Annotated in this window: 20 protein-coding genes and 1 tRNA gene; 3 read left to right on the top strand and 18 right to left on the bottom strand. The window is 64.0% G+C overall.

From position 1 onward, the window contains the following. Positions 1-311: 311 nt before the first annotated feature. The 4 genes from ACO2Q4_RS16320 to clpB form a co-directional block, all read right to left on the bottom strand. On the bottom strand, positions 312-938 hold the full coding sequence (locus ACO2Q4_RS16320) for a sulfite oxidase heme-binding subunit YedZ (protein WP_423320624.1): 627 nt from the start codon (positions 936-938) through the stop codon (positions 312-314). After that, positions 938-1,840 (bottom strand): protein-methionine-sulfoxide reductase catalytic subunit MsrP, encoded by a 903-nt coding sequence (msrP, locus tag ACO2Q4_RS16325; protein ID WP_423320626.1) that lies wholly within the window; start codon positions 1,838-1,840, stop codon positions 938-940. The genes ACO2Q4_RS16320 and msrP overlap by 1 nt, the downstream gene beginning before the upstream one ends. Before the next feature lie 90 nt (positions 1,841-1,930). Continuing rightward, positions 1,931-3,565, bottom strand: a complete 1,635-nt coding sequence (locus tag ACO2Q4_RS16330; protein ID WP_423320628.1) for an alpha-D-glucose phosphate-specific phosphoglucomutase — start codon at positions 3,563-3,565, stop codon at positions 1,931-1,933. 144 nt (positions 3,566-3,709) lie between these two features. After that, positions 3,710-6,337 (bottom strand): ATP-dependent chaperone ClpB, encoded by a 2,628-nt coding sequence (gene clpB / locus ACO2Q4_RS16335; RefSeq protein WP_423320630.1) that lies wholly within the window; start codon positions 6,335-6,337, stop codon positions 3,710-3,712. 153 nt (positions 6,338-6,490) lie between these two features. On the opposite strand from clpB, the gene pyrF reads away from it, so the two are divergent. Further along, positions 6,491-7,183 carry an orotidine-5'-phosphate decarboxylase gene (pyrF, locus tag ACO2Q4_RS16340; RefSeq protein ID WP_311759764.1) on the top strand — a complete coding sequence of 231 codons (693 nt, stop codon included), beginning with the start codon at positions 6,491-6,493 and terminating at the stop codon, positions 7,181-7,183. On the opposite strand, the gene ACO2Q4_RS16345 is transcribed toward pyrF, so the two are convergent. From ACO2Q4_RS16345 to ACO2Q4_RS16360, 4 genes are read right to left on the bottom strand one after another with little or no spacing between them, the layout of a single operon-like run. Next, complete coding sequence (locus ACO2Q4_RS16345) at positions 7,180-7,584, bottom strand: NUDIX hydrolase (RefSeq protein ID WP_395134433.1); 405 nt, start codon at positions 7,582-7,584, stop codon at positions 7,180-7,182. The genes pyrF and ACO2Q4_RS16345 overlap by 4 nt on opposite strands. Beyond that, positions 7,581-7,847, bottom strand: coding sequence for an NfeD family protein (locus ACO2Q4_RS16350; RefSeq protein ID WP_311759766.1), 267 nt, complete (start codon positions 7,845-7,847; stop codon positions 7,581-7,583). The genes ACO2Q4_RS16345 and ACO2Q4_RS16350 overlap by 4 nt, the downstream gene beginning before the upstream one ends. Then, on the bottom strand, positions 7,847-8,737 hold the full coding sequence (locus ACO2Q4_RS16355; RefSeq protein ID WP_311759767.1) for an SPFH domain-containing protein: 891 nt from the start codon (positions 8,735-8,737) through the stop codon (positions 7,847-7,849). Before ACO2Q4_RS16355 ends, ACO2Q4_RS16350 begins: the two co-directional genes overlap by 1 nt. 14 nt (positions 8,738-8,751) lie before the next feature. Next, positions 8,752-9,615: an N-formylglutamate amidohydrolase gene (locus tag ACO2Q4_RS16360; protein WP_311759768.1), complete on the bottom strand. Its 864-nt coding sequence runs from the start codon at positions 9,613-9,615 to the stop codon at positions 8,752-8,754. A gap of 203 nt (positions 9,616-9,818) precedes the next feature. On the opposite strand from ACO2Q4_RS16360, the gene ACO2Q4_RS16365 reads away from it, so the two are divergent. Both ACO2Q4_RS16365 and ykgO read left to right on the top strand, forming a co-directional pair. Then, positions 9,819-9,893: transfer RNA gene (locus ACO2Q4_RS16365), tRNA-Val, on the top strand. Between the two features lie 78 nt (positions 9,894-9,971). After that, on the top strand, positions 9,972-10,097 hold the full coding sequence (ykgO, locus tag ACO2Q4_RS16370) for a type B 50S ribosomal protein L36 (protein ID WP_011746405.1): 126 nt from the start codon (positions 9,972-9,974) through the stop codon (positions 10,095-10,097). A 130-nt stretch (positions 10,098-10,227) separates the two neighbouring features. Here the strand turns inward: ykgO and ACO2Q4_RS16375 are convergent, their stop codons facing one another. The 10 genes from ACO2Q4_RS16375 to ACO2Q4_RS16420 form a co-directional block, all read right to left on the bottom strand. Then, on the bottom strand, positions 10,228-10,665 hold the full coding sequence (locus ACO2Q4_RS16375; RefSeq protein WP_311759769.1) for a DMT family transporter: 438 nt from the start codon (positions 10,663-10,665) through the stop codon (positions 10,228-10,230). Then, positions 10,662-12,437, bottom strand: coding sequence for a peptidoglycan-binding protein (locus ACO2Q4_RS16380; RefSeq protein WP_423320633.1), 1,776 nt, complete (start codon positions 12,435-12,437; stop codon positions 10,662-10,664). Before ACO2Q4_RS16380 ends, ACO2Q4_RS16375 begins: the two co-directional genes overlap by 4 nt. 32 nt (positions 12,438-12,469) lie before the next feature. Continuing rightward, the gene (locus ACO2Q4_RS16385) at positions 12,470-13,687 is read right to left on the bottom strand and encodes a phenylacetate--CoA ligase family protein (protein WP_311759771.1); all 1,218 of its coding nucleotides are present in this window, start codon (positions 13,685-13,687) and stop codon (positions 12,470-12,472) included. Positions 13,688-13,708: 21 nt separating this feature from the next. Next, entirely contained in the window at positions 13,709-14,533 is an 825-nt protein-coding gene (locus ACO2Q4_RS16390) for an ABC transporter ATP-binding protein (protein ID WP_423320635.1), read from the bottom strand. A 53-nt stretch (positions 14,534-14,586) separates the two neighbouring features. Continuing rightward, positions 14,587-15,867 carry an ABC transporter substrate-binding protein gene (locus tag ACO2Q4_RS16395; protein WP_311759773.1) on the bottom strand — a complete coding sequence of 427 codons (1,281 nt, stop codon included), beginning with the start codon at positions 15,865-15,867 and terminating at the stop codon, positions 14,587-14,589. Between the two features lie 43 nt (positions 15,868-15,910). Then, positions 15,911-16,987 (bottom strand): branched-chain amino acid ABC transporter permease, encoded by a 1,077-nt coding sequence (locus tag ACO2Q4_RS16400; protein WP_311759978.1) that lies wholly within the window; start codon positions 16,985-16,987, stop codon positions 15,911-15,913. A 106-nt stretch (positions 16,988-17,093) separates the two neighbouring features. Further along, the gene (locus ACO2Q4_RS16405) at positions 17,094-18,074 is read right to left on the bottom strand and encodes a branched-chain amino acid ABC transporter permease (RefSeq protein ID WP_423320638.1); all 981 of its coding nucleotides are present in this window, start codon (positions 18,072-18,074) and stop codon (positions 17,094-17,096) included. Positions 18,075-18,083: 9 nt separating this feature from the next. Continuing rightward, a complete protein-coding gene (locus tag ACO2Q4_RS16410; RefSeq protein WP_395134415.1) occupies positions 18,084-18,914 on the bottom strand; it encodes an ABC transporter ATP-binding protein in 831 nt (276 codons plus the stop codon). Then, positions 18,905-19,159, bottom strand: a complete 255-nt coding sequence (locus tag ACO2Q4_RS16415) for a hypothetical protein (RefSeq protein WP_311759775.1) — start codon at positions 19,157-19,159, stop codon at positions 18,905-18,907. Before ACO2Q4_RS16415 ends, ACO2Q4_RS16410 begins: the two co-directional genes overlap by 10 nt. Next, positions 19,156-21,141 carry an AMP-binding protein gene (locus ACO2Q4_RS16420; RefSeq protein WP_423320640.1) on the bottom strand — a complete coding sequence of 662 codons (1,986 nt, stop codon included), beginning with the start codon at positions 21,139-21,141 and terminating at the stop codon, positions 19,156-19,158. The genes ACO2Q4_RS16415 and ACO2Q4_RS16420 overlap by 4 nt, the downstream gene beginning before the upstream one ends. Positions 21,142-21,222 lie beyond the last annotated feature (81 nt).

Here is a 21,222-nt window from a genome sequence, read left to right on the forward strand (position 1 = left end):
TATCTCTTCAGATATCTCGCAATGTCAAAAAGCAGGGGATAAAAAACAACCCGAACCGCGCCATTTCCTTCGTGGCGCCGTCAAGCCATCTCATTCCCGAATTGTCCCAGATCAAGCAACACTTCCGCACCGCTCAATCCCGTCCCGAGCCAGCGTCGCCGTCTCGGTGAGCGGGTATTTACGGACCAACCCAAATACCCGCAAGGGCAAAAGTGACGGAAATAGATATTAAATTGCAACTTGTTGATTATAAACGGTAATGTATCCTCCATCGGATCGGTGATGCGGCGGAGGAAGGTTGCGCTATCTGATCACGCACCCGCGCGCGGCGCCGCGTTCCGGCCCGCCCTGGGCAAAAACCTCAGCAAACGCAGGGCCAGAAGCACCAGAATCAAACCCAGCATCGTCAACGGCTTCGATTCCCACAGCTTCAGCGCCCAAAGCCAGTGCACGGAGACAAGAACCGCGGCGGGATAGATCAGGCGATGCAGCCGTCTCCACCCCGCGCCCATGCGGCGGATCGACCAGCGGTTCGACGTCACCGCCAGCGCCGTCAGCATAAGGAACGCCAGCATCCCGAAGATCAGGTAGGGACGCTTGACCACGTCCTTCAGCATCTGCGCCCAGAGAAAGGCCATGTCGAAGGCGATCCAGGCCGACAGATGCAGGACAGCGTAGCTGAAGCAGATCAGGCCAAGCGCCTGTCGAAACGGAACCAGATTTATCCGCGTCAGCCGCAACAGGGGCGTGACCGCCAGCGTCCCGATCAGAAAGTAAAGCGCGGTCCGCCCCAGGCGATGTTCGATGTCGCGGACCGGCTCGACCCCCAGATTGCCATGAAATGTGTCCCAGACCAAGAGGACCAGGGGGATCGCCCCCAGAAGCCAGACGGCCCAGACAGGCAGGCGGCGAAACCAGCGATTCAGAACCTGCGCCATCAGTAAGCTTTGGCCAGGTTCATTCCGGCATAGAGGCTGGCGACATCGTCCCCATAGCCGTTGAACATCAGGGTTTCCTGCCGACCGCCAAACAGGCCGCTGCCGATCCGCCTTTCAGTTGCCTGGCTCCAGCGGGGATGGTCGACCTGCGGGTTTACATTGGCATAGAATCCGTACTCGCTGGGTTGCAGCATCTGCCAAGTGGTCCGGGGCTGCTTGTCGGTCAGCGAGATGGCGACGATCGACTTGATCGACTTGAAGCCGTATTTCCACGGCACGACCAGCCGGATCGGCGCCCCGTTCTGGTTGGGCAGGACCCGCCCGTAAAGCCCCGTCGCCAGGATCGTCAGGGGATTCATCGCCTCGTCCAGGCGCAGTCCTTCGCGATAGGGCCAGTCGATGCCGCCGCCGTAGGCCTGCCCCGGCATCTGCTTGGGGTCCAGCAGGGTCTGGAAGGCGACGTATTTCGCGCCGGATTGCGGACCCGCCTTCTTCAGGATTGCGGCCAGCGGTACGCCCAGCCATGGAATCACCATCGACCATGCCTCGACACAGCGCAGACGATAGATGCGTTCCTCCAGCGCGGAATCGGGGACCAGATCCTCGACCCCGTAGCTGCCGGGATGGTCCACCATCCCCTCGATCCGGACGGACCAGGGCGAGGTCTTCAGCGACCCGGCATTGCTGGCGGGATCGGTCTTGCCGGTGCCGAATTCATAGAAGTTGTTGTAGTTGGTGATCTCTTCGAAGGTGTTCTGCTTCTCGACCGTGGAATAGCGCGAGGTCTTGCCTGCCAGCGCCAGAGCGGGGGTGCCAAGCAGGGCCATCGCGCCCGCCGCAATGAACTTGCGGCGGTCAAGATAGCTCTGCTCGGGCGTTACATCGGACCATTTCAGCTTCATCCCGGCCTCCCAGACATTGTGTTCATGACACCAGTCACGGACATGATCGCAGGGCAGTGCAGCGGATGGAATGACTTTCCCGTGATCCTGTCAGGTGGTGACGTCCGGCCGCTCGCGGCCGGTGAATTCACGGATCAACGCGATCTCCTCGGCAGCGGCGATCACCGGGGCCAGTGCCTCCTCGACCGGCAGATCGTGGCGCGCGGGATCGGGTTCGTATCTTTCAAGATAGACGCGCAGAGTCGCGCCTTCGGTCCCCGTCCCGGACAGGCGCAGCACCACGCGCGAGCCGTCGGCAAAACCGATGCGGATGCCCTGGTTCTTCGACACCGAGCCATCGACCGGGTCGTGATAGGCAAAGTCGTCCGCGCTTGCGACCTCCATTCCCTGGACCTGCTGGCCCGGGAGGTCCCCGGAAATGTCGCGCAGGCGCTGGATCAGCGCGTTCGCACGTTCGACGGGCACTGCCTCGTAATCATGACGCGAGTAATAGTTGCGGCCGAACTGCGACCAATGCGCGGCCATGATCTGCTCGACCGGCTCTATCCGGCGGGCCAGGATGTTCAGCCACAGCAGGACGGCCCAAAGCCCGTCCTTTTCGCGGACATGGTCCGATCCGGTGCCGGCGCTTTCCTCGCCGCAGATCGTGACGCGGCCAGCGTCCAGCAGATTGCCGAAGAACTTCCAGCCGGTCGGCGTCTCATGGCACTCGATGCCCAGCTTTTCAGCCACGCGGTCGGCGGCGCGGCTGGTCGGCATTGACCGCGCAATCCCCGAAAGCCCCCCGGCATAGGCCGGCGCCAGATGCGCGTTCGCCGCCAGAACTGCCAGACTGTCCGAGGGCGTCACATAGATTCCGCGACCCAGCACCATGTTCCGGTCTCCATCGCCGTCCGATGCTGCACCGAAATCTGGCGCATCCTTCGCAAACATCGCCTCGACCAGATCATCGGCCCAGACCGGGTTCGGGTCCGGATGGCCGCCACCGAAATCGGGCGAGGGGGTGCCATTGACGACGGTGCCCTCGGGCGCGCCCAAAATCCGCTCCAGGATCTCATGGGCATAGGGGCCGGTCACGGCGTGCATCGCGTCAAAGCGCATGCGGAAGCCGCCGATGAACAGGTTGCGGATCGCGTCGAAGTCGAACAGCTGGCCCATCAACTCGGCATAGTCGGCGACGGGGTCGACGATCTCGACCACCATCGCGCCCATCGCGGTTTCGCCAAGCGAGGTCAGGTCCAGGTCCCCGGTCTCAAGGATACGGTATTCGGACAGGTCCAGAGTGCGGGCAAAGATCAGGTCGGTGACGGATTCGGGCGCGGGACCGCCATTCGCGCCGTTGAACTTCATGCCGAAATCTTCGTCGATGCCGCCGGGATTATGGCTGGCGGACAGGATCACGCCCCCATCCGCCTTGCGCTTGCGGATCAGGTTCGAGGCAGCAGGCGTCGACAGCAAACCGCCCTGCCCCAGGATCACCCGCGCCGCGCCATTCGCCGCCGCCATGCGCAGGATCACCTGCACCGCGCGGTCGTTGAAGTAGCGCCCGTCTCCGCCAAGGACCAGAACCTTGCCCTGAACGCCCCCGATCGCGTCAAAGACCGACTGGGTGAAATTCTCAAGGTAGTGGGGGCCCATGAAGACCTTGGTTTTCTTGCGCAGGCCCGAAGTGCCGGGCTTCTGTCCCTCGATGGGCTTGGTGGGGACGGTCAGGATGCGGGTCATGTCTCGCCTCTGGTTCTGCAAGTATTGGGCGCGATCATGCATGTTTTCGCAGGGCTTACCATGCGTTGCATCGGTTGCGGGTAAAGACCCGCCGAAAGGAAAAGGGCGGCCGCCACGCGACCGCCCTTTCCACAGGCATCCGAATTAGTGCAGCGGCACTCTGGGACCGCTGTCCCCGGCCTCGCCCAGATGGACCCCGGTGACGCGGTTTCCGACGATCAGCCCATCCGGTCCCGCGCTGACGTGGACCGTCTGGCCATCCAGCACCTCGCCCGACAGGATCATCTCGGCCAACGGGTTCTGCAGGCTGCGCTGGATCACCCGTTTCAGGGGGCGCGCACCGAAGACTGGGTCATAGCCTTCGTCGGCCAGCCATTTGGTCGCATCCTCATCCAGCTCCAGCATGATGTTGCGCTGTGCCAGCCGATGTTCGAGCTGGAACAGCTGGATCTTGACGATCCCGTCCATGTTGTCCCGCGTCAGGCGGTGGAAGATGATGATCTCGTCCAGCCGGTTCAGGAACTCGGGACGGAAATGGGCGCGCACCGCGTCCATGACCTGCGTCCGCGCCTGGCTCGAATCCGCCCCATCGGGCAAACTCGACAGCGCCTGTGCCCCAAGGTTCGAGGTCAGGATGATCAGCGTCTGCTTGAAATCCACCGTCCGGCCCTGACCGTCGGTCAACTGACCGTCGTCCAGCACCTGCAACAGCACGTTGAAGACGTCCGGGTGGGCCTTTTCGACCTCGTCGAACAGGATCACCTGATAGGGGCGACGCCGCACGGCCTCGGTCAACACGCCCCCCTCGTCATAGCCGACATAACCGGGAGGCGCGCCGATCAGGCGGGCGACCGAATGTTTCTCCATGAACTCGGACATGTCGATGCGAACCATCGCAGAGTCGTCGTCGAACATGTATTCGGCGATGGCCTTGGTCAGCTCGGTCTTGCCGACGCCGGTCGGGCCAAGGAACAGGAAGCTGCCCAGCGGCCGTTTCGGATCGTTCAGCCCGGCCCGCGCACGGCGCACCGCGTTCGAGACGGCAGTGACCGCTTCGGATTGGCCGATGACGCGCTTGCCCAACACCTCTTCCATCTTCAGCAGCTTCTCACGCTCGCCCTCCAGCATCTTGCTGGTGGGAATGCCGGTCCAGCGCTCCACCACCTCGGCGATCTGCTCGGGGCGAACCGCTTCCTCGACCATCGGGCCCTCGTCGGTGCCTTCGGATTCGGCCAGCTTCTTTTCCAGCCCCGGAATGATGCCATAGGAAAGCTCCCCGGCCTTGGCGAGGTTGCCTTCCCGCTTGGCCTGATCCAGCTCGGCGCGGGCCTTGTCGAGTTGCTCCTTGAGGTTGCGCGAGCCTTCCAGCTTGTCGCGTTCGGCCTGCCAGCGAGCCGTCATCGTCGCCGACTTCTCCTGCAGCTCGGAAAGCTGTTTCTCAAGCTTTTCCAGCCGGTCCTTGCTGGCGGCGTCATCTTCCTTCTTCAGGGCCTCGGCCTCGATCTGCATCTGCAGAATCTGCCGATCCAGGGCATCCAGCTCCTCGGGTTTGGAATCCACCTCCATGCGCAGACGGCTTGCCGCCTCGTCCATCAGGTCGATGGCCTTGTCGGGCAGGAAGCGGTCGGTGATGTAGCGGTTCGAAAGCTGCGCAGCAGCCACCAGCGCGGCGTCGCTGATGCGGACGCCGTGATGCAGCTCATACTTCTCCTTGATACCGCGCAGGATCGAGATCGTATCCTCGACCGTCGGCTCTTCGATCATGACCGGCTGGAACCGGCGGGCCAAAGCCGCGTCCTTTTCGATATACTTGCGATATTCGTCCAGCGTGGTCGCACCGACGCAATGCAGCTCGCCCCGGGCCAGCGCGGGCTTGATCAGGTTCGCGGCATCCATCGCGCCATCGGTCTTGCCAGCGCCGACAAGAACGTGAAGCTCATCGATGAACAGCACGATTTCCCCGGCTGCGTCCTCGATCTCTTTCAGGACGGCCTTCAGCCGCTCCTCGAATTCGCCGCGATATTTCGCACCGGCGATCAGCGCACCCATGTCCAGCGCCCAAAGCTGCTTGTTGCGCAGGGATTCCGGCACGTCGCCGTTCACGATGCGCAGCGCCAGCCCTTCGGCGATGGCGGTCTTGCCGACGCCGGGTTCACCGATCAAGACCGGGTTGTTCTTGGTCCGGCGCGACAGCACCTGCATGGCACGGCGGATTTCCTCGTCCCGGCCGATGATCGGGTCGATCTTGCCCTGCTCGGCCGCCTCGGTCAGGTTGCGGGCATATTTGGACAATGCCTCATAGCTGTCCTCGGCGCTGGCAGTGTCGGCGGTGCGGCCCTTGCGGATGTCGTTGATCGCGGCGTTCAGCGTCTGCGCGGTCACCTTGCCAGCACTCAGCGCGTCGCGAGCGTTGGTGTTCACCACCGCCAATGCGGTCAGGACGCGTTCGGCAGGAACGAAACTGTCCCCGGCCTTCTTCGCCAGCTTCTCGGCCTCGTCCAGCACGCGCACCATCGAGGGATCGACAAAGACCTGACCCTGGCCGCCACTGACCTTGGGCTGCTTCGCCACCGCCTCGTCAACGGCAACGCGCACGGCCTGCGCATCGCCACCGGCCCGCGCGATCAGATTGCTGGCAAAGCCCTGGTCATCATCCATCAGCGCCTTCAGCAGATGTTCGGGCATGACGCGCTGGTTGTTCTCGCGGATCGCGATCGTCTGCGCCGCCTGCAGGAAGCCACGCGACCGTTCCGTGAATTTTTCCATATCCATATGAAATTCCTTTCCTCAGCCCCCGCCTGGAACCGCCCGCATTCGGCACGGTCCCTCGGGTCCTGCCTGTCAGATGGGCAGGGAAAAACGGGGTTTCAAGACGCGCGGTTCCCCCATATAAGCGCGCCGTTTATCAGAAAATCGGGGTTGAGGATGGATGATCGCCTGATCGTGGCACTGGATGTGCCGAATGCGCTGGCCGGGCTGGAGCTTGCTGAGAAGATCGGGGACGCAGCCAGCTTCTACAAGATCGGCCTTGGAATGCTGACCGGGGGCGGGCTGGCGCTGGCCAACGAACTGAAGCAGGAACATGGCAAGCGCATCTTCCTGGACATGAAGTTCTTCGACATCGGCGCCACGGTCGAGGCGGCGGTCCGCGGCATCGCGCAATACGATCTGGACTTCCTGACCGTGCATGGCGACCCCCATGTCGTGCGCGCGGCAAAGGCGGGCGCGGCAGGATCCAACCTGAAGATCCTGGCCGTCACCATCCTGACCTCGCTGGACCGGGGCGATCTTGACGCCGGGCTGATCCTGCCGGGCGACGTGACCGAGATCGTCGCGACCCGCGCCGCCCGCGCCTTCGAGGCCGGGGCGGACGGCGTCATCGCCTCGCCCCGCGAAGCCGGGCTGATCCGGGCCCTGCCGGAGGCGGCCGGGCGGCTGATCGTCACGCCAGGCGTGCGCCCCTCGGGCAGCGACGCGGGCGACCAGAAGCGGATCGAGACCCCGGCCACCGCCATCGCCAATGGCGCCGATCACATCGTCGTCGGCCGCCCGATCTGGCAGGCCCAGGATCCTCGCGCCGCAGCCCAGGCCATCGTCGCGGAATTTCCGGCGCGCTAAAGCGCCAGCATCCGCGCGACGCGGTCGCGAAAATGCGGCACGGCGCGCGGATGTGCCACAAACTCGGCGACGGGCATCATGCGCCACTCCTGCCCTTCGTCGCCGAAGCGGATGGCCGCGATTTCGGCAGCGGTCAGGTGACCGCGAAACAGCCAGGATTGATGTCCGGGCTGCGTGATCGAGGGAAAGGCCGTCCCCGTGATCCGGTCCGGGTCAAGGCGCAGGCCGAACTCCTCCTCCAACTCGCGCAGCGCGCAGTCCGCGGGCGCCTCGCCGGGTTCAGCCCCGCCGCCCGGCAGATCCCAATGCGCCGGGAACGGGATCCAGTCGTAATCGTCGCGCAGGCAGGTCAGCAGATCCTGTCCCAGCGTCAGCACCAGCTTGGCGCCGCAGAAGCTCATTTGTCGTCGTTGATGTCGCGGGTCCAGATCGTGACCTCGCCCCGGCTGCTGCCGAAGATCCGGCGCAGGACCAGCCAGGCCGCCCCGCTCAGCGCCGCAGTCACCACCAGCGCCAGGGGCAGTCCACCTGTCCAGATCCCGACCAGCAGCGCCAGCCCCATCAGGCCGACCGCCAGCGCGATCCCCAGGAAGAACCAGCCGGGCAGCACGATCTCCAGCGCCCCCAGGATCAGCGCGGCAATCACCCACAGCCAGCCGTTCATCACGGCTTGGCACCCCGGAACAGCTTGAAGGCATCGCCCATGGCCTCGACTGCCGAAGCGGGCAGGATGATCGTCTGCTTGCCCTGCCCCTTGCCGACCTCGGCCAGGACTTCGACCTGACGCATGGCGACCTGATATTGCGCGGCTTCAAGACCGCCATCGCGGATCGCGCCGGCGATGGCATTGGTGGCAAATGCCTCGGCCTCGGCCAGCACGCGCTTGGCCTTGGCCTGTTGCTCGGCGGCGTACAGATCGCCATCGGCGGCAAGCTCGACCGCGCGACGCTTTCCCTCGGCCTCGGTGACCTGGGCGCGGCGCGCGCGTTCGGCGTTCAGCTGCTGGAGCATGGCCGCGCGGGTCGCGTCATCCAGGTTCACGTCCAGAATCTCGGCCCGCGTCACCTCGATCCCCCAGTCGTCGACGACATTGGCCAGAGATCCACGGATACGCTCGATCAGGCTTGCCCGGTTCGACTGGACCTGGTCCAGCTCCATCGTCCCGATCTCGGAGCGCACAATACCAGCGACCGTGGTGGCGATGGCCGCGTCGATGTCACGGATGCGATAGACCGTCTTTTCCGGCTCGATGATGCGATAGAAGACCGAGGTCTCGACCTGCACCAGCACGTTGTCGGCGGTGATCGCGTCCTGCCGGTTGGTCGGCAGCTGCCGCTCAAGCACCGAGATCTTGTGCGCCACCCGGTCCAGGAAGGGCACGATGAAGTTGATCCCCGGTCCCAGAACCGCGCGCAGGCGGCCGAACCGTTCGACCACGAACTTCTCGGATTGGGGCACGATGCGGACCGCCGAGCTGACCGCCAGGAAGATCACGAAGGCCAGCACGATCAGCGCGATGTTGCGGCTGACCAGGTCCAACAACTGTTCTTCCATCATCTTCCCCCTGATTATTCGGCCGCGATCGCGGATTCGCCGGAATCCGGGCGCAGCCGGGCCAGCCGCGCGACGATACGCGCGAAACGCTGGGCGAAGACATCGAAATCGGCCCGCGGCTCGATCTTCTGCTCGTCCATGTAAAGCGAACGGTCCATCTCAAGCTGAAGGACGTGGACGTTGCGCGTGGGCTTGCCATAGGCCGCGACGATATAGGCGCCCGCAAAGGGCGAATTGCGCCGCAGCCGGAACCCTTCCGAGGCGACAGCCTCGGCGGCGGCGGCGGCGATGCGCGGCGCAGCCGAGACACCATTGCGGTCGCCCAGCACGAAATCGGGTCGCGGCCGCGGCAGATGGGCCAGGGCGTCGCGGGGCATCGAATGCATGTCGATCAGGATCGCACCGCCGAAGCGGGCAATCGCCTCGTCGATCAGGGCCGAAAGCGCCTCGTGATAGGGATGCCACAGTCGCGCGATTCGCTGATCCGCCTCGGCCAGGGGAATCGGTCGGTCATGGATCGCCCGCCCTTGCGAGACGACGCGGGGAATCACCCCCAGTCCCGCCATGATTCGAGGACTCATCACGCGGGGGACCGCGCCCGCCACGACAAGTGGGTCCATCTCGTCCGGGCCACGGTTCAGATCGACGACGCAGCGCGGCACCCGCGCCGTCAGCACGACCGCGCCATGATCAACGGCAGGGGCGATCAGCCGGTCGACAAAAGCATCCTCGGAAGACCGCAAATTCTGCGAATCCAGCCGGGATTCAGCCAAAAACCAGTCTGGATAGCAGCGTCCGGAATGCGGCGAGGCGAAAATGACCCCACCCTGCCAGTCGCGGGGCCGCATCAGGTCGAAGGTGGCGTCGTCCAAACTCATATCCGGTATCCTGGTCCTGGGCGCTGCTGGCTGGGCATCCTGTGCCGGGCATGGAACACGACGGTTATAGCCCAAGTTCCGCGCCGGCCAAGTCCAGTTGCAAAACCGTAAGAAGAGGGGTTGAAACCCCCCGCGGGCCTCTATATAGAGCCGCAGACCAAGGCGATTTGGAAGCGAATGCTGACAGACTCGCAAGGTAAGGAGGGCGGTTAGCTCAGCGGTAGAGCACTACGTTGACATCGTAGTGGCCACTGGTTCGATCCCAGTACCGCCCACCATTATTCCCAGCCCCCGGGCATTCCGGGGGCGTTTCAGTTTCATGGCGCCTTGCGATGCGCCGCGATAGGAGAAGACCGATGAAGGTTCGCAATTCGCTCCGCTCGCTCAAGAGCCGCCACCGCGATTGCCAAGTTGTGCGCCGTAAAGGCCGCATCTATGTCATCAACAAGACCAACCCGCGCTTCAAGGCCCGCCAGGGCTAAGTTTCGCGGCACTTGTTGCCCGATTTGAACGCCCGCTGCGTGTTTGCGCTGCGGGCGTTTTGCCATGCATCGCTGCCCGCACCGCCGGGAAGCGCCGATCGACGGCGATTCCCCGATGCGTTCCGGCGAATCAGAATCGCGACATGATCAGCCCGCCGCCGACCATCAGCGCGGCCAACACGCGCGGGATCGAGATTTCGCGCACAGGCAGGCCGAACGCCCCTGCCCGGTCCAGCAGGATCGCGGCAAGGATCTGGCCCAGGGCCAGCGCGCAAAGCGCCGTCAGCGCCCCCAGTCGCGGCAGCGACCAGACCATCGCCCAGACATAGAACGCGCCGAGAATGCCACCGACCCACATCCAGGGTTCGGCCCCCGAGGCTCGCAGGAAGCCGCGCCCCTGCCCCAGGATCAGCGACAGGCTGGTCAGCAGCACGAAGCCCACGCCAAACGAAATCGCCGCAGCGACCAGCGGGCTGGCAGCCTGGCGTCCCAGCGCAGTGTTGATCGGCGCCTGCACGGCGATGCAGACCCCTGCCACCGTGATCAGCAATGCGGCCAAATAGCTCATCGTCCCTCTCCTTGACGGATGTCGTTACCCTGTGGTGCCGCTGTCTCAAGCAGGCGCGACACGGTCTGCCGTGACAGGTATCCGGTGACGCGAAGATTCTGGGCCGCCTGATAGCGGCGCAAGGCATCCCGCGTCTCGTCGGTGAAGCGTCCGTCGATCTCGCCCGGATCAAGCCCATCCTCGCTCAGGCGGCTCTCAATGCGTTGGCGGGTGACGGCGTTCAGTTGCAGTTCCTCCTCCTCGCGCCGCGACGCTTCGGTCAGCGCCTGAAGGTTGTCGTGCCGCTGGCGGGCCTCGTCTGCATGGCTGCCATCGGGGAACCGCTCCAGATACGAACGATAGGCGGCAGCGCTGTCCTGACGCCGCGCCCACCGCCAGGTTGCATCCGCGCCGGCAAGCTGGGCGGCGGCCATCTGCGTGCCGGCCATCGCTGCCAGCACGCGCTGCGCCTCGACCGCGTGGCGGCCTTCGGGATAGCGGCGCAGATAGGCCAGCAGCTGCCGCGTCTCGCCAAGTGCGCCGGTCCGCTGCCAGTATTCATCGTCGCGCCTGCCGCTTTTCCCGTCCAGGAAATGGATCTGGCGGCGCAGCAGGTCATATTGGGCCGAGGTCAGGTATCCAGTCGGTTCAAGCCGGTTCACCTCTTGCCAGGTTGCCAGCGCCTCGCGCGTGCGCTTGCCGAAGATACCGTCCAGCTCTCCGGGTTCATAACCAAGGCGCGACAGGTTTTTCTGGATGCCCAGACGGGCGGCTCGGTCCAGACCCAGCATCGTCTCGATCCCCGAAGGGGCGCGGCTGATAGGCTTGGTCGCCAAACCGGCCAGCTCGGCCAACCGGCGCAAGGCATCGCCAGAGCGCTGCCCACCCGGAAACTGCGACAGGTAATCGCGATACCCGGCGGTGCGATCCAATGCCGCAGCGGCTGACCAGGCATCACGGTCTGACATTGCCTTGCTGCGGCCATCCTGCAGGACACGGCGCCGCGTTTCGGCCGCACCCGCGAACATGCCCGAAGGATAGGTTTCCAGATAGGCAAGATAGGATTCCGCGCTGTCCCCCTCGGCCGCATCGGCCCAGGCCTGACGGTCGGCCTCGACCGGCTCGGTCTCGTCACCGGGTGCGGGCTTGCCACTGCGCCGCGCCGGCACCAGATCCACCTCACCCCCGGGCAAAAGCCGCAGGTTGCGCGCCGACGACAGCGCGCGGGACACGGTGCCCCCCGCCGCAAGTTCGCGCAGCGCCCGCGCCGTCGCCTCGGGCGGGCCGACGATGACCGAAACACCAGACATCTCGGCCAATTCGCCAATGCCGCTTTCCAGCCCCTCGCGATGGGGCATCTCCTGCTGGTCGGTCCCCAGCAGCAGGACTGCCCCAGGCTTCGCCTCGGCGATCAGCTGCATGACCAACGACAGCGGCACGCCCTGATGCCCGACTTCCTGTGCATCCGGCTTGCCGGCGTCGGTCCCCAGAAGCCAGGTTTCGCCATCGCGGTTCAGGAATCGCCCATTCAGCGCGACGATTCGGGCGCCCGGCGCGTCATCCCGGCGCGCAAGCAAGTCCAGCGTGCGGCGCAATTCGTCCGCGGGCTGGTCGATTCCCTGCGCGGTGACGAATCCCGCGACCCGCATCACCTCGGCCAGCGCGGGCGTGTCGGAACCCGCAAGATCCGGTGCAGTCCGATAGTCCGCATTCCCGATGACCACCGCGCGATTCTCGGCCAGGGCCGGAGCCGCGCCCGCAAGGGCGGCCAGCAGAAACAGGGAATATCGCATCAACGAACCTCGTGGCCTTGTGCGGCCCGAGGTCAATCATAGCTGCGCCGATCCTCGATGACCTTGCCGTCATTCGGAAGTGATCCGGGCGCAACCAGTTCGATCCGGCCGCGAAGTTTCAGGGTGTCCAACACCGTTGCTTCGTATCTTGCCGCATCTTTGCTGTCGGTTTCCAGTTGCACCGTCATCAAATCCATGTCGCCCGCCCGATCCGCGACGACCCGCGCCCGCGCAATCTCGGGATGACGCGAGACCAGAACCGCCACCTGCTCGGGTCGCACGAACATGCCCTTGATCTTGGTGGTCTGATCAGCGCGGCCCATCCAGCCCCGAATACGCATGTTTGTGCGGCCGCAGGGACTTTGTCCCGCAAGCACCGCCGACAGGTCGCCGGTCGCAAAGCGAACCAGCGGATAATCGGCGTTGAAGCTGGTCACGACAACCTCGCCGACCTCGCCTTCGGGGACGGGAATACCGGTGCCGGGGCGAACGATTTCGACGATCACGCCTTCGTCGACGATCATTCCGTCCATCGCGGGGGACTCGTACGCGATCAGTCCCAGATCGGCGGTCGCATAGCATTGCGTCGTCGCGATTCCCCGATCGGCGTAGGACTGGCGCAAGCCCGGAAACAGCGCCCCGCCCGAAACCGTGGCGCGGGTCAGTGCCAGCGCCTCGCCCATCTCGTCTGCCTTGTCGAGGATGATCTTCAGGTAATCCGGCGTCCCGGCATAGACACTCGTGCCGATATCGACGGCGGCGCGCACCTGCAATTCGGTCTGGCCCGTGCCGGCGGGCAGGACGGCGGCGTCGACCGCGCGCGCGGCACTTTCGAACATCATGCCGGCGGGCGTCAGGTGATAGCCGAAGCAATTATGGACGATGTCCCCCGGCCCCACGCCCGCCGCGAACAGAAACCGGCCCAGCCGCCACCAGTCATTGCCGCGCCGTCCAGGTTCATAGATCGGGCCGGGGCTTTGGAACACATTCTCGAACTCATGCGGTCTGCGCGTGGTGAAGCCGCCGAAGGGGGGCTGCTTCTTCTGTGCCTCGGACAGTTCGGACTTGCGAATGACCGGCAGGCCGGCCAGCGCCTCGCGCGTCGTCACCGTTTCTGGCTCGACCCCCTGCAGGATTCGCGCCATTGCCGGAGAGGTGCGGGCGCGCAGCAGCGCGGCGGGCAGTTCCTGCGCCAGCCATGCGGCACGCTGATCGGCGCTGCGCGTCTCAAGCTCGTCATAGAATGTCATGGGATCGCCTTTCCGGGACCGTCACGCCAGCCAGCGCTTGCGACGGCGATAGGACCGCACGTCGCGGAAGCTTTTGCGGCCTTGCTCGGACATGCCGAGATAGAATTCCTTCACATCGGGATTTTCGCGCAACGCCTCGGCGGGACCATCCATCACGACCCGGCCGCTTTCCAGGATATAGCCGTGATGGGCATAGCGCAGCGCGACATTGGTATTCTGTTCGGCCAGCAGGAAGGTCACGCCCTCGCCCTCGTTCACGGCCTTCACGATCTCAAAGATCTGCTCGACCAGTTGGGGGGCCAATCCCATCGACGGCTCGTCCAGCAGGATCGTCTCGGGGCGAGACATCAGGGCGCGGCCCATCGCGCACATCTGCTGTTCGCCCCCCGAAGTATAACCCGCCTGGGATTTCCGCCGCTCCTTCAGGCGCGGGAAATAGGAATAGACCATCTCCAGGTCGTGGGCGACCGCGGCGCGACCATCGGTCCGGGTGTAGGCGCCAGTCAGAAGGTTTTCCTCGACCGTCAGGTGTTCGAAACAGTGCCGCCCCTCCATCACCTGGATCACGCCCTTCTTCACCAGGCTGGCGGGGTCCATGTCCTGCACCCTTTCGCCGCGATAGCTGATCGAACCCTTGGTGACCTCGCCCCGTTCGGAATGCAGAAGGTTCGAGATCGCCTTCAGCGTCGTCGTCTTGCCCGCACCGTTCCCGCCCAGAAGCGCAGTAATTCCGCCCTTGGGCACTGACAGGCTGACCCCTTTCAGAACCAGAATGACGTGGTTGTAGATCACCTCGATATTGTTGACCTCAAGCAGCGCATCGGGCTTGGGCGTGGCATCAAGCATGGTTTCCCCCTGTCGGATTGGCCCCGGCGGACGTCCCGCCGGGGCACGCGGGATCAGCAGCGCGGCGTGATGCCCGCTTCCTTGGCATAGGCCTCGCTGTCCTCCTGGATCAGCGGGGTCAGGACATCCTGGTCGGGCTGGGTAAACTCGGTGATCAGGGTCCATTTCTTGGCATTGGCATCCCACTGCTGAAGCCGGGCCATGCCGCTGCCGCCGTGGTTGTCGCAGCTCATCTTGATTTCGGGGCCAAAGTCGGGAAGGCCGATCTCCTTCAGCCGCTCGGGCGTGATGTCGAGCGCCTCGAACCCGTCGCGCAGCTGTGCCGCGGTGATCGTGGGCGTCCCGGCAAGTTCCTGCCCCTTCTTGATCGCCTCGGCGATCACCACCGCCGCGTACATGCCCCGCGAATACAGGGCCGAGCCGACGAACTGACCGCCCTGCGAGGCCTTGCCCGGATCGATGACGAACTTCTTCATGTCGTCATAGACTGGATAGTCGGTGCCCACCCCGTTGAAGGTAAGCGACTTGTAGCCATTGGCGGCAGCGCCGACGGGCAGCACGTCAACCTCGGACCCCGACCACCAGACGCCGATGAAATTCTCCATCGGAAAGCGGATATTCGCGGCTTCCTGAATGGCGGTCTGGTTCATCACGCCCCAGCCCCACATGATGACATAGTCCGGCTTGTCGCGGCGAATCTGCAACCATTGGCTTTTCTGCTCTTGCCCCGGCGGATCGATCGGCAGCTCGTTCAGCGTGAAGCCGTGCTTCTGGGCCAGATCCTGCAATGTACGGATCGGCTCCTTGCCATAGGCCGAATTGTGATAGACCAGCGCGATCTTCTTGCCCTTCAGATCGCCGCCATTCTGGTCCAGCAGGTATTTCACCGCGACCGATGCGCCGTCCCAATAATTCGCGGGCGCGTTGAAGACCCATTCGAAGACCTTGCCGTTCTTGGCCGAGGTCCGCCCATAGCCCGGCGTATAAAGCACGATCTTGTCGGCCGAGACCTTGGGGATCAGCTGATAGGTGATTCCGGTCGACAGCGGGTTATAGACCAGCGCGCCATTGCCCTTGGTCGCCTCATAGCACTCGACGCCCTTTTCGGTGTTATAGGCGGTCTCGCATTCCGGCGTCTGGATCTTCTCGCCCCCGATGCCGCCGTCGCGTTCATTGAGCAGCGTGAAATAGTCGTTGAACCCATCCGCATATTGCGTGCCGTTCGCGCCATAGGGGCCGGTGCGATAGCTGAGGTTCGGCACGACCAGATCGGCCATTGCCGGGGCCGCCGCCATGGTGGCGGCAAGCGCGATGGTTGCTAGCTTCAGTCTCATCTTGGTCTCCTCCCCAAGGGTGTTCGTCTGCCGGGATTCCGGTTCAGTGCGGGAACGGCCAAAGCCGCAGCTTCTCCTTCGTCAACCGCCAGAGCCGGGCAAGGCCATGCGGCTCGACGATCAGGAAGAAGATGATCAGCGCGCCGATGATCATCAGTTCGATATGAGCGGCCAGATCTGTGGGCCAGCCCAGCCGCGCGACCAGCAGGTTCTTGAGCAGCACCGGCAGCAACACCAGAAAGGCTGCACCCGCGAAGCTGCCGAAGATGCTGCCAAGCCCGCCGATGATGATCATGAAAAGGACAAGGAAGCTCTTGTTGATGCCAAAGGCTTCACTGGCTTCGGCCGCGCCCAGATAGACCGAGAAAAGCAGCGCGCCCGCGATGCCGACGAAGAAACTGGACACCGCAAAGGCCGAAAGCTTGGCGGTCAGCGGATTGACCCCGATGATCTCGGCCGCGATGTCCATGTCGCGGATCGCCATCCACTTGCGCCCGACCGTGCCCCGCGTCAGGTTTCGCGCGACCCAGGCGAGCACGACGGCAAAGACAAGGCAGGTCAGGTATTTCGCGGAAGCGGTCGTCGCGGGTCCGGTCACCGCCCAGCCCAGGATCGTACGCTCGGGCGCGTTGATCTGTCCCGAGGCGGAGTAGTTGTAAAACCACGGCACCTTGTTGAAGAGCCACACCAGGAAGAACTGCGCGGCCAAGGTCGCGACGGCCAGATAGAAGCCCTTGATCCGCAGGCTGGGCAGGCCGAACAGCATCCCGACCACGGCGGTGATCGCGCCTGCCAGAAGGATATGGATGAATATCGGCACGCCCGGAAATGCGGTCATCAGCTTGTAGACCGCATAGGCGCCCACGGCCATGAACCCTCCGGTGCCAAGGCTGACCTGGCCGGCATAGCCCGTCAGAATGTTCAACCCGATCGCCGCGATGGCATAGATCAGGAATGGCACCAGAACCGCATTGGCCCAGTAGCTGTCGATGACGAAGGGCACGACCAGAAAGGCCACGGCCAGCAGCCCGTAATAACCCCAGCGATCCAGCCGGATCGGAAAGGTCTGGCCGTCGTCGCGGTAGCTTGTCTTGAAGTCACCTGCCTCGCGATAGAACATCTGCCCCTCCCGATCGGACCGTCCCGACATTCGGGTATTTGGAAAACGATGAAACTCTCACCGTTTCGAAAATACCCAATCCCCTGCTTTCCACCTGCGGCACGCTTCAGACCCTCTCGATGATCCGCTCGCCGAACAGGCCCTGCGGCCGGAAGACGAGGAAGATGAGCGCGAGGACATAGGCGAACCAGTTCTCGGTCGCGCCGCCGACCATCGGGCCGATGAAATATTCAAACAGCTTCTCGCCCGTGCCGATGATCAGCCCGCCGACAATCGCGCCGGGGATCGAGGTGAAGCCGCCCAGCATCAGCACCGGCAACGCCTTGAGCGCGATCAGCGACAGGCTGAACTGCACCCCGGACTTGGTGCCCCACATGATGCCGGCGACCAGCGCCACGAACCCTGCAATCGACCAGACCATGATCCAGATGAACCGCAGGCTGATCCCCACCGACAGCGCGGCCTGATGGTCGTCGGCCACGGCGCGCATCGCCCGACCCTGCTTGGTATATTGCGAAAAGCCGACCAGCGCCGCGACCAATGCCGCCGCGATGACCGTCGCCCAGATGTCGAGGCGGTCGATGAAGAAGCCATAGCCGAACCAGGCATTCGTCGCGGCCTCGACCCTGTCCGAGATGCCTTGCGGCAGGCCGACGTCCAGAACCTTGACGTCGGCACCCCACATCACGTCGCCCAGTCCCTCCAGGAACCAGGCAAGGCCGATCGTCGCCATGAAAAGGATGATCGGTTCCTGCCCGACAAGGTGTTTCAGGACCAGCTTCTCGACGGCTATGGCCAGACCCACCATGACCAATGCGGTCAGGGCGATGCCGATGACGGCTGGGACCGTCCAGCCGAAGCTGCTGACATGGATGCCGAAGGCCGCGTTGATCAGATGCGCAAAGGGAACCCGCCCCTCCATGATGCCGACCAGCGTCATCGCGGCGAACAAGGCCATCACGCCTTGGGCATAGTTGAAGACGCCCGAGGCCTTGTAGATCAGCACGAAGCCCAGAGCGACGAGCGAATACATCACCCCCGCCATCAGGCCGTTCAGCAGCACCTCGCTTGCATAAAGGATTTCCATCGCCGGCTCCTATTCCTGCACGACGCCCAGATAAGCGCTGATGACATCGGGATTGGCGCGAACCTCGTCCGGGGTGCCGTCTCCGATCTTGCGACCGTAATCCATCACCACCACGCGGTCCGACAGGTCCATGACTACGCCCATGTCATGTTCGATGAGCGCGATGGTCGTGCCGAATTCGTCATTCACATCCAGGATAAAGCGGCACATGTCCTCTTTCTCCTCGACATTCATGCCCGCCATGGGTTCATCCAACAGCAGGATACGCGGCTGCGCCGCCAGTGCGCGCGCCAGTTCGACCCGCTTTTTCAGCCCGTAAGGCAGGCGTCCCACCGGGGTCTTGCGGATGTTCTGGATCTCGAGAAAGTCGATGATGCGCTCGACCTCTTCGCGGTTCTCGACCTCTTCGCGCTCGGCCCGCCCCCACCACAGCGCCTGCGACCACAGCGGCGCCGTCATCATGTTCAGCCGCCCGGTCATGATGTTGTCGAGAACCGACATGCCGTCGAACAGCGCAATGTTCTGGAAGGTGCGGGCGATGCCCAGCCGCGCGACCTGATAGGGCTTCATCGGCCCGCGCTTGTGGCCGTCAAACCAGATCTCGCCCTGCTGCGGCACATAGAAGCCCGAGATCACGTTCAGCATCGACGACTTGCCCGCGCCGTTCGGGCCGATGATCGCGCGGATCTCTCCCTCGCGGATGTCGAAGCTGATATCCTTGATCGCCACCACCCCGCCGAAGCGCAGGGTGATGTTCTTCAGGTCCATGATGACAGGACCGCTTTGGCGCCCGACGGGCGGCGTCACGTCCTGGGCTGCGGCGGCAGGGTTCAAGTCCATATCCTTTCCAGCAGCGACAGCAGGATGTTGTAGGCAATCAGCGCCCCGCCCCACAGATGCGCCTCGCGCACCGGCAAGGATGGCCAGAGACGCGAGATCATCAGTACGCCGAAAATGGCGCCGATGGCGCCGGCCAGGACATTGTAGACAGCCAGTGGCAGGATCGAAGCGATCAGCCAGGCCAGCAGGATCCCTGCAATGGCGAAGATGGCGGCGAAGAAATAGGCGGGCTTGTCCGAGGTCATGCTGCGATTCCCTTTGCTTTCACATCGTGAAGGGCCGGGGGGACGGTCCGGGCCTCCTCGATCCGCAGCGTCGCCCTGATCCTGCCCTTGCGGCCATCCTCATAGGTGACTTCGGTTTCGGTAAAGACATTTCGCGACCCGTCATAAAGCGCTGCGATCAGGTCGGCATATTTGTCCGAGATGACCCCGCGCCGGACCTTGCGGGTCCGCGTCATTTCGCCGTCGTCGGGGTCCAGTTCCTTGTGCAGGACCAGGAAACGCGCGATCTGGCAGCCCGACAGCATCGGATCCTGCGCGACCGAGGCGTTCACCGCCTCGACATGCTCGCGGATCGCGGCATAGACCTGCGGATGCCCGGCCAGCTCCTGATAACTGGCATAGGCGATGTTGTTGCGCTCGGCCCAGTTCCCCACTGCCGCAAGGTCGATGTTGATGAAGGCCGTGCAGGCATCGCGGCCCGCGCCGAACACCACCGCCTCAAGGATGCTGGGATAGAACTTCAGCTTGTTCTCGACATATTTCGGGGCAAACATGCGGCCATCCGCCATGCGCCCGACATCCTTGGCCCGGTCGATGATGCGCAGATGGCCCGTGCCTTCCTCGAAGAAGCCGGCATCGCCCGTCGCCACCCACCCCTCGCCATCCTTGGTCGAAGCGGTGCTGTCGGGATTGTTGAAATATTCGACGAAGGTGCCGGGGCTGCGATAGAAGACCTCGCCAGACTCCGCGATCTTCAGTTCGACGCCCGGACTGGGAACGCCGACCGTATCGGCCCTGACTTCGCCGTCCGGCTGCTGGGTGATGAAGACCGAGGCCTCGGTCTGGCCGTAAAGCTGCTTAAGGTTGATCCCGAGGCTGCGGTAGAAGTCGAAGATCTCGGGGCCGATCGCCTCGCCCGCAGTATAGCCGACGCGGATGCGCGAATAGCCCAGGGTGTTCTTCAGCGGCCCATAGACCAGCACGTCCCCCAACGCATAGCGCAGGCGGTCAATGATGCCGACGGGGCGGCCCTCAAGAATGCCCGGACCCACGCGGCGGGCCAGCGCCATGTGGTGATCGAACAGCCAGCGCTTGACGCGGCCCGCGTCCTCCATGCGGATCATCACGCTGGTCAACTGCCCCTCGAACACGCGGGGCGGAGCGAAGAAATAGGTCGGCCCGATCTCGCGCAGGTCGGTCATCATCGTCCGCGCGCTTTCAGGGCAATTCACCGTGAAGCCCGCCCAATAGGCCTGCCCGACCGAAAAGATGAAATCGCCGACCCAGGCCATCGGCAGATAGGCCAGGATCTCCTCGCGCTCGGTCAGGTGGTCGAACCCGGCGCTGTTCTTCGAGGTCTCGATGATGTTGCGGTTCGACAGGACGACGCCCTTTGGCTTGCCGGTCGTGCCAGAGGTATAAAGCATGACGCAGGTCTGGTCATAGCCAAGGCCGGCAATGCGGGCATCAAGTTCCACCCCCAGCTGGCTTTCGGCAGCGCGCCCCTGTGCCTGAAGATCGGCCAGTGCATTCATCCGGGAATGGTCGTATTTCCGCATGCCGCGCTGGTCGGTATAGATCAGACGCTCGACCGCGGGGGCGCGCTCGCCCACCTCCAGCACCTTGTCCACCTGTTCCTGGTCGCCACAGACAACGAAGCGCGCGCCGCAGTTACCCAGGACATAGGCCATCTCGTCGGCGACGGCGTCCTGATACAGCGGCACCGGGACCGCGCCGCACATCTGGGCCGCGACCATAGACCAGTAGTGCATTGGCCGGTTGCGCCCGATGATCGCGACATGGTCGCCGGGACGCAGGCCCAGCTTTAGCAATCCCAGCGCCAGGTCGCGGGTCTGCCCCGCCGCCTCGGCCCAGGTCCAGCTTTGCCATATTCCGAATTCCTTCTCGCGATAGGCCGGACGCGCGCCAAAGATGGAGGCATTGCGTGCCAGCAACGCGGGAATGGATTGCAACCCGGCTTCGGCCACTTGCGTGGTCTGCATGCTTCCTCCCTTGTCGTTCGGGCTCCCCTCCCGTCCGACACTTGCAGCTTACAATGCCAATCCTTGCGCCAGTTTTTCGCG

It is taken from the genome of Paracoccus sp. KR1-242, assembly GCF_049446195.1.
GTDB lineage: Bacteria > Pseudomonadota > Alphaproteobacteria > Rhodobacterales > Rhodobacteraceae > Paracoccus > Paracoccus broussonetiae.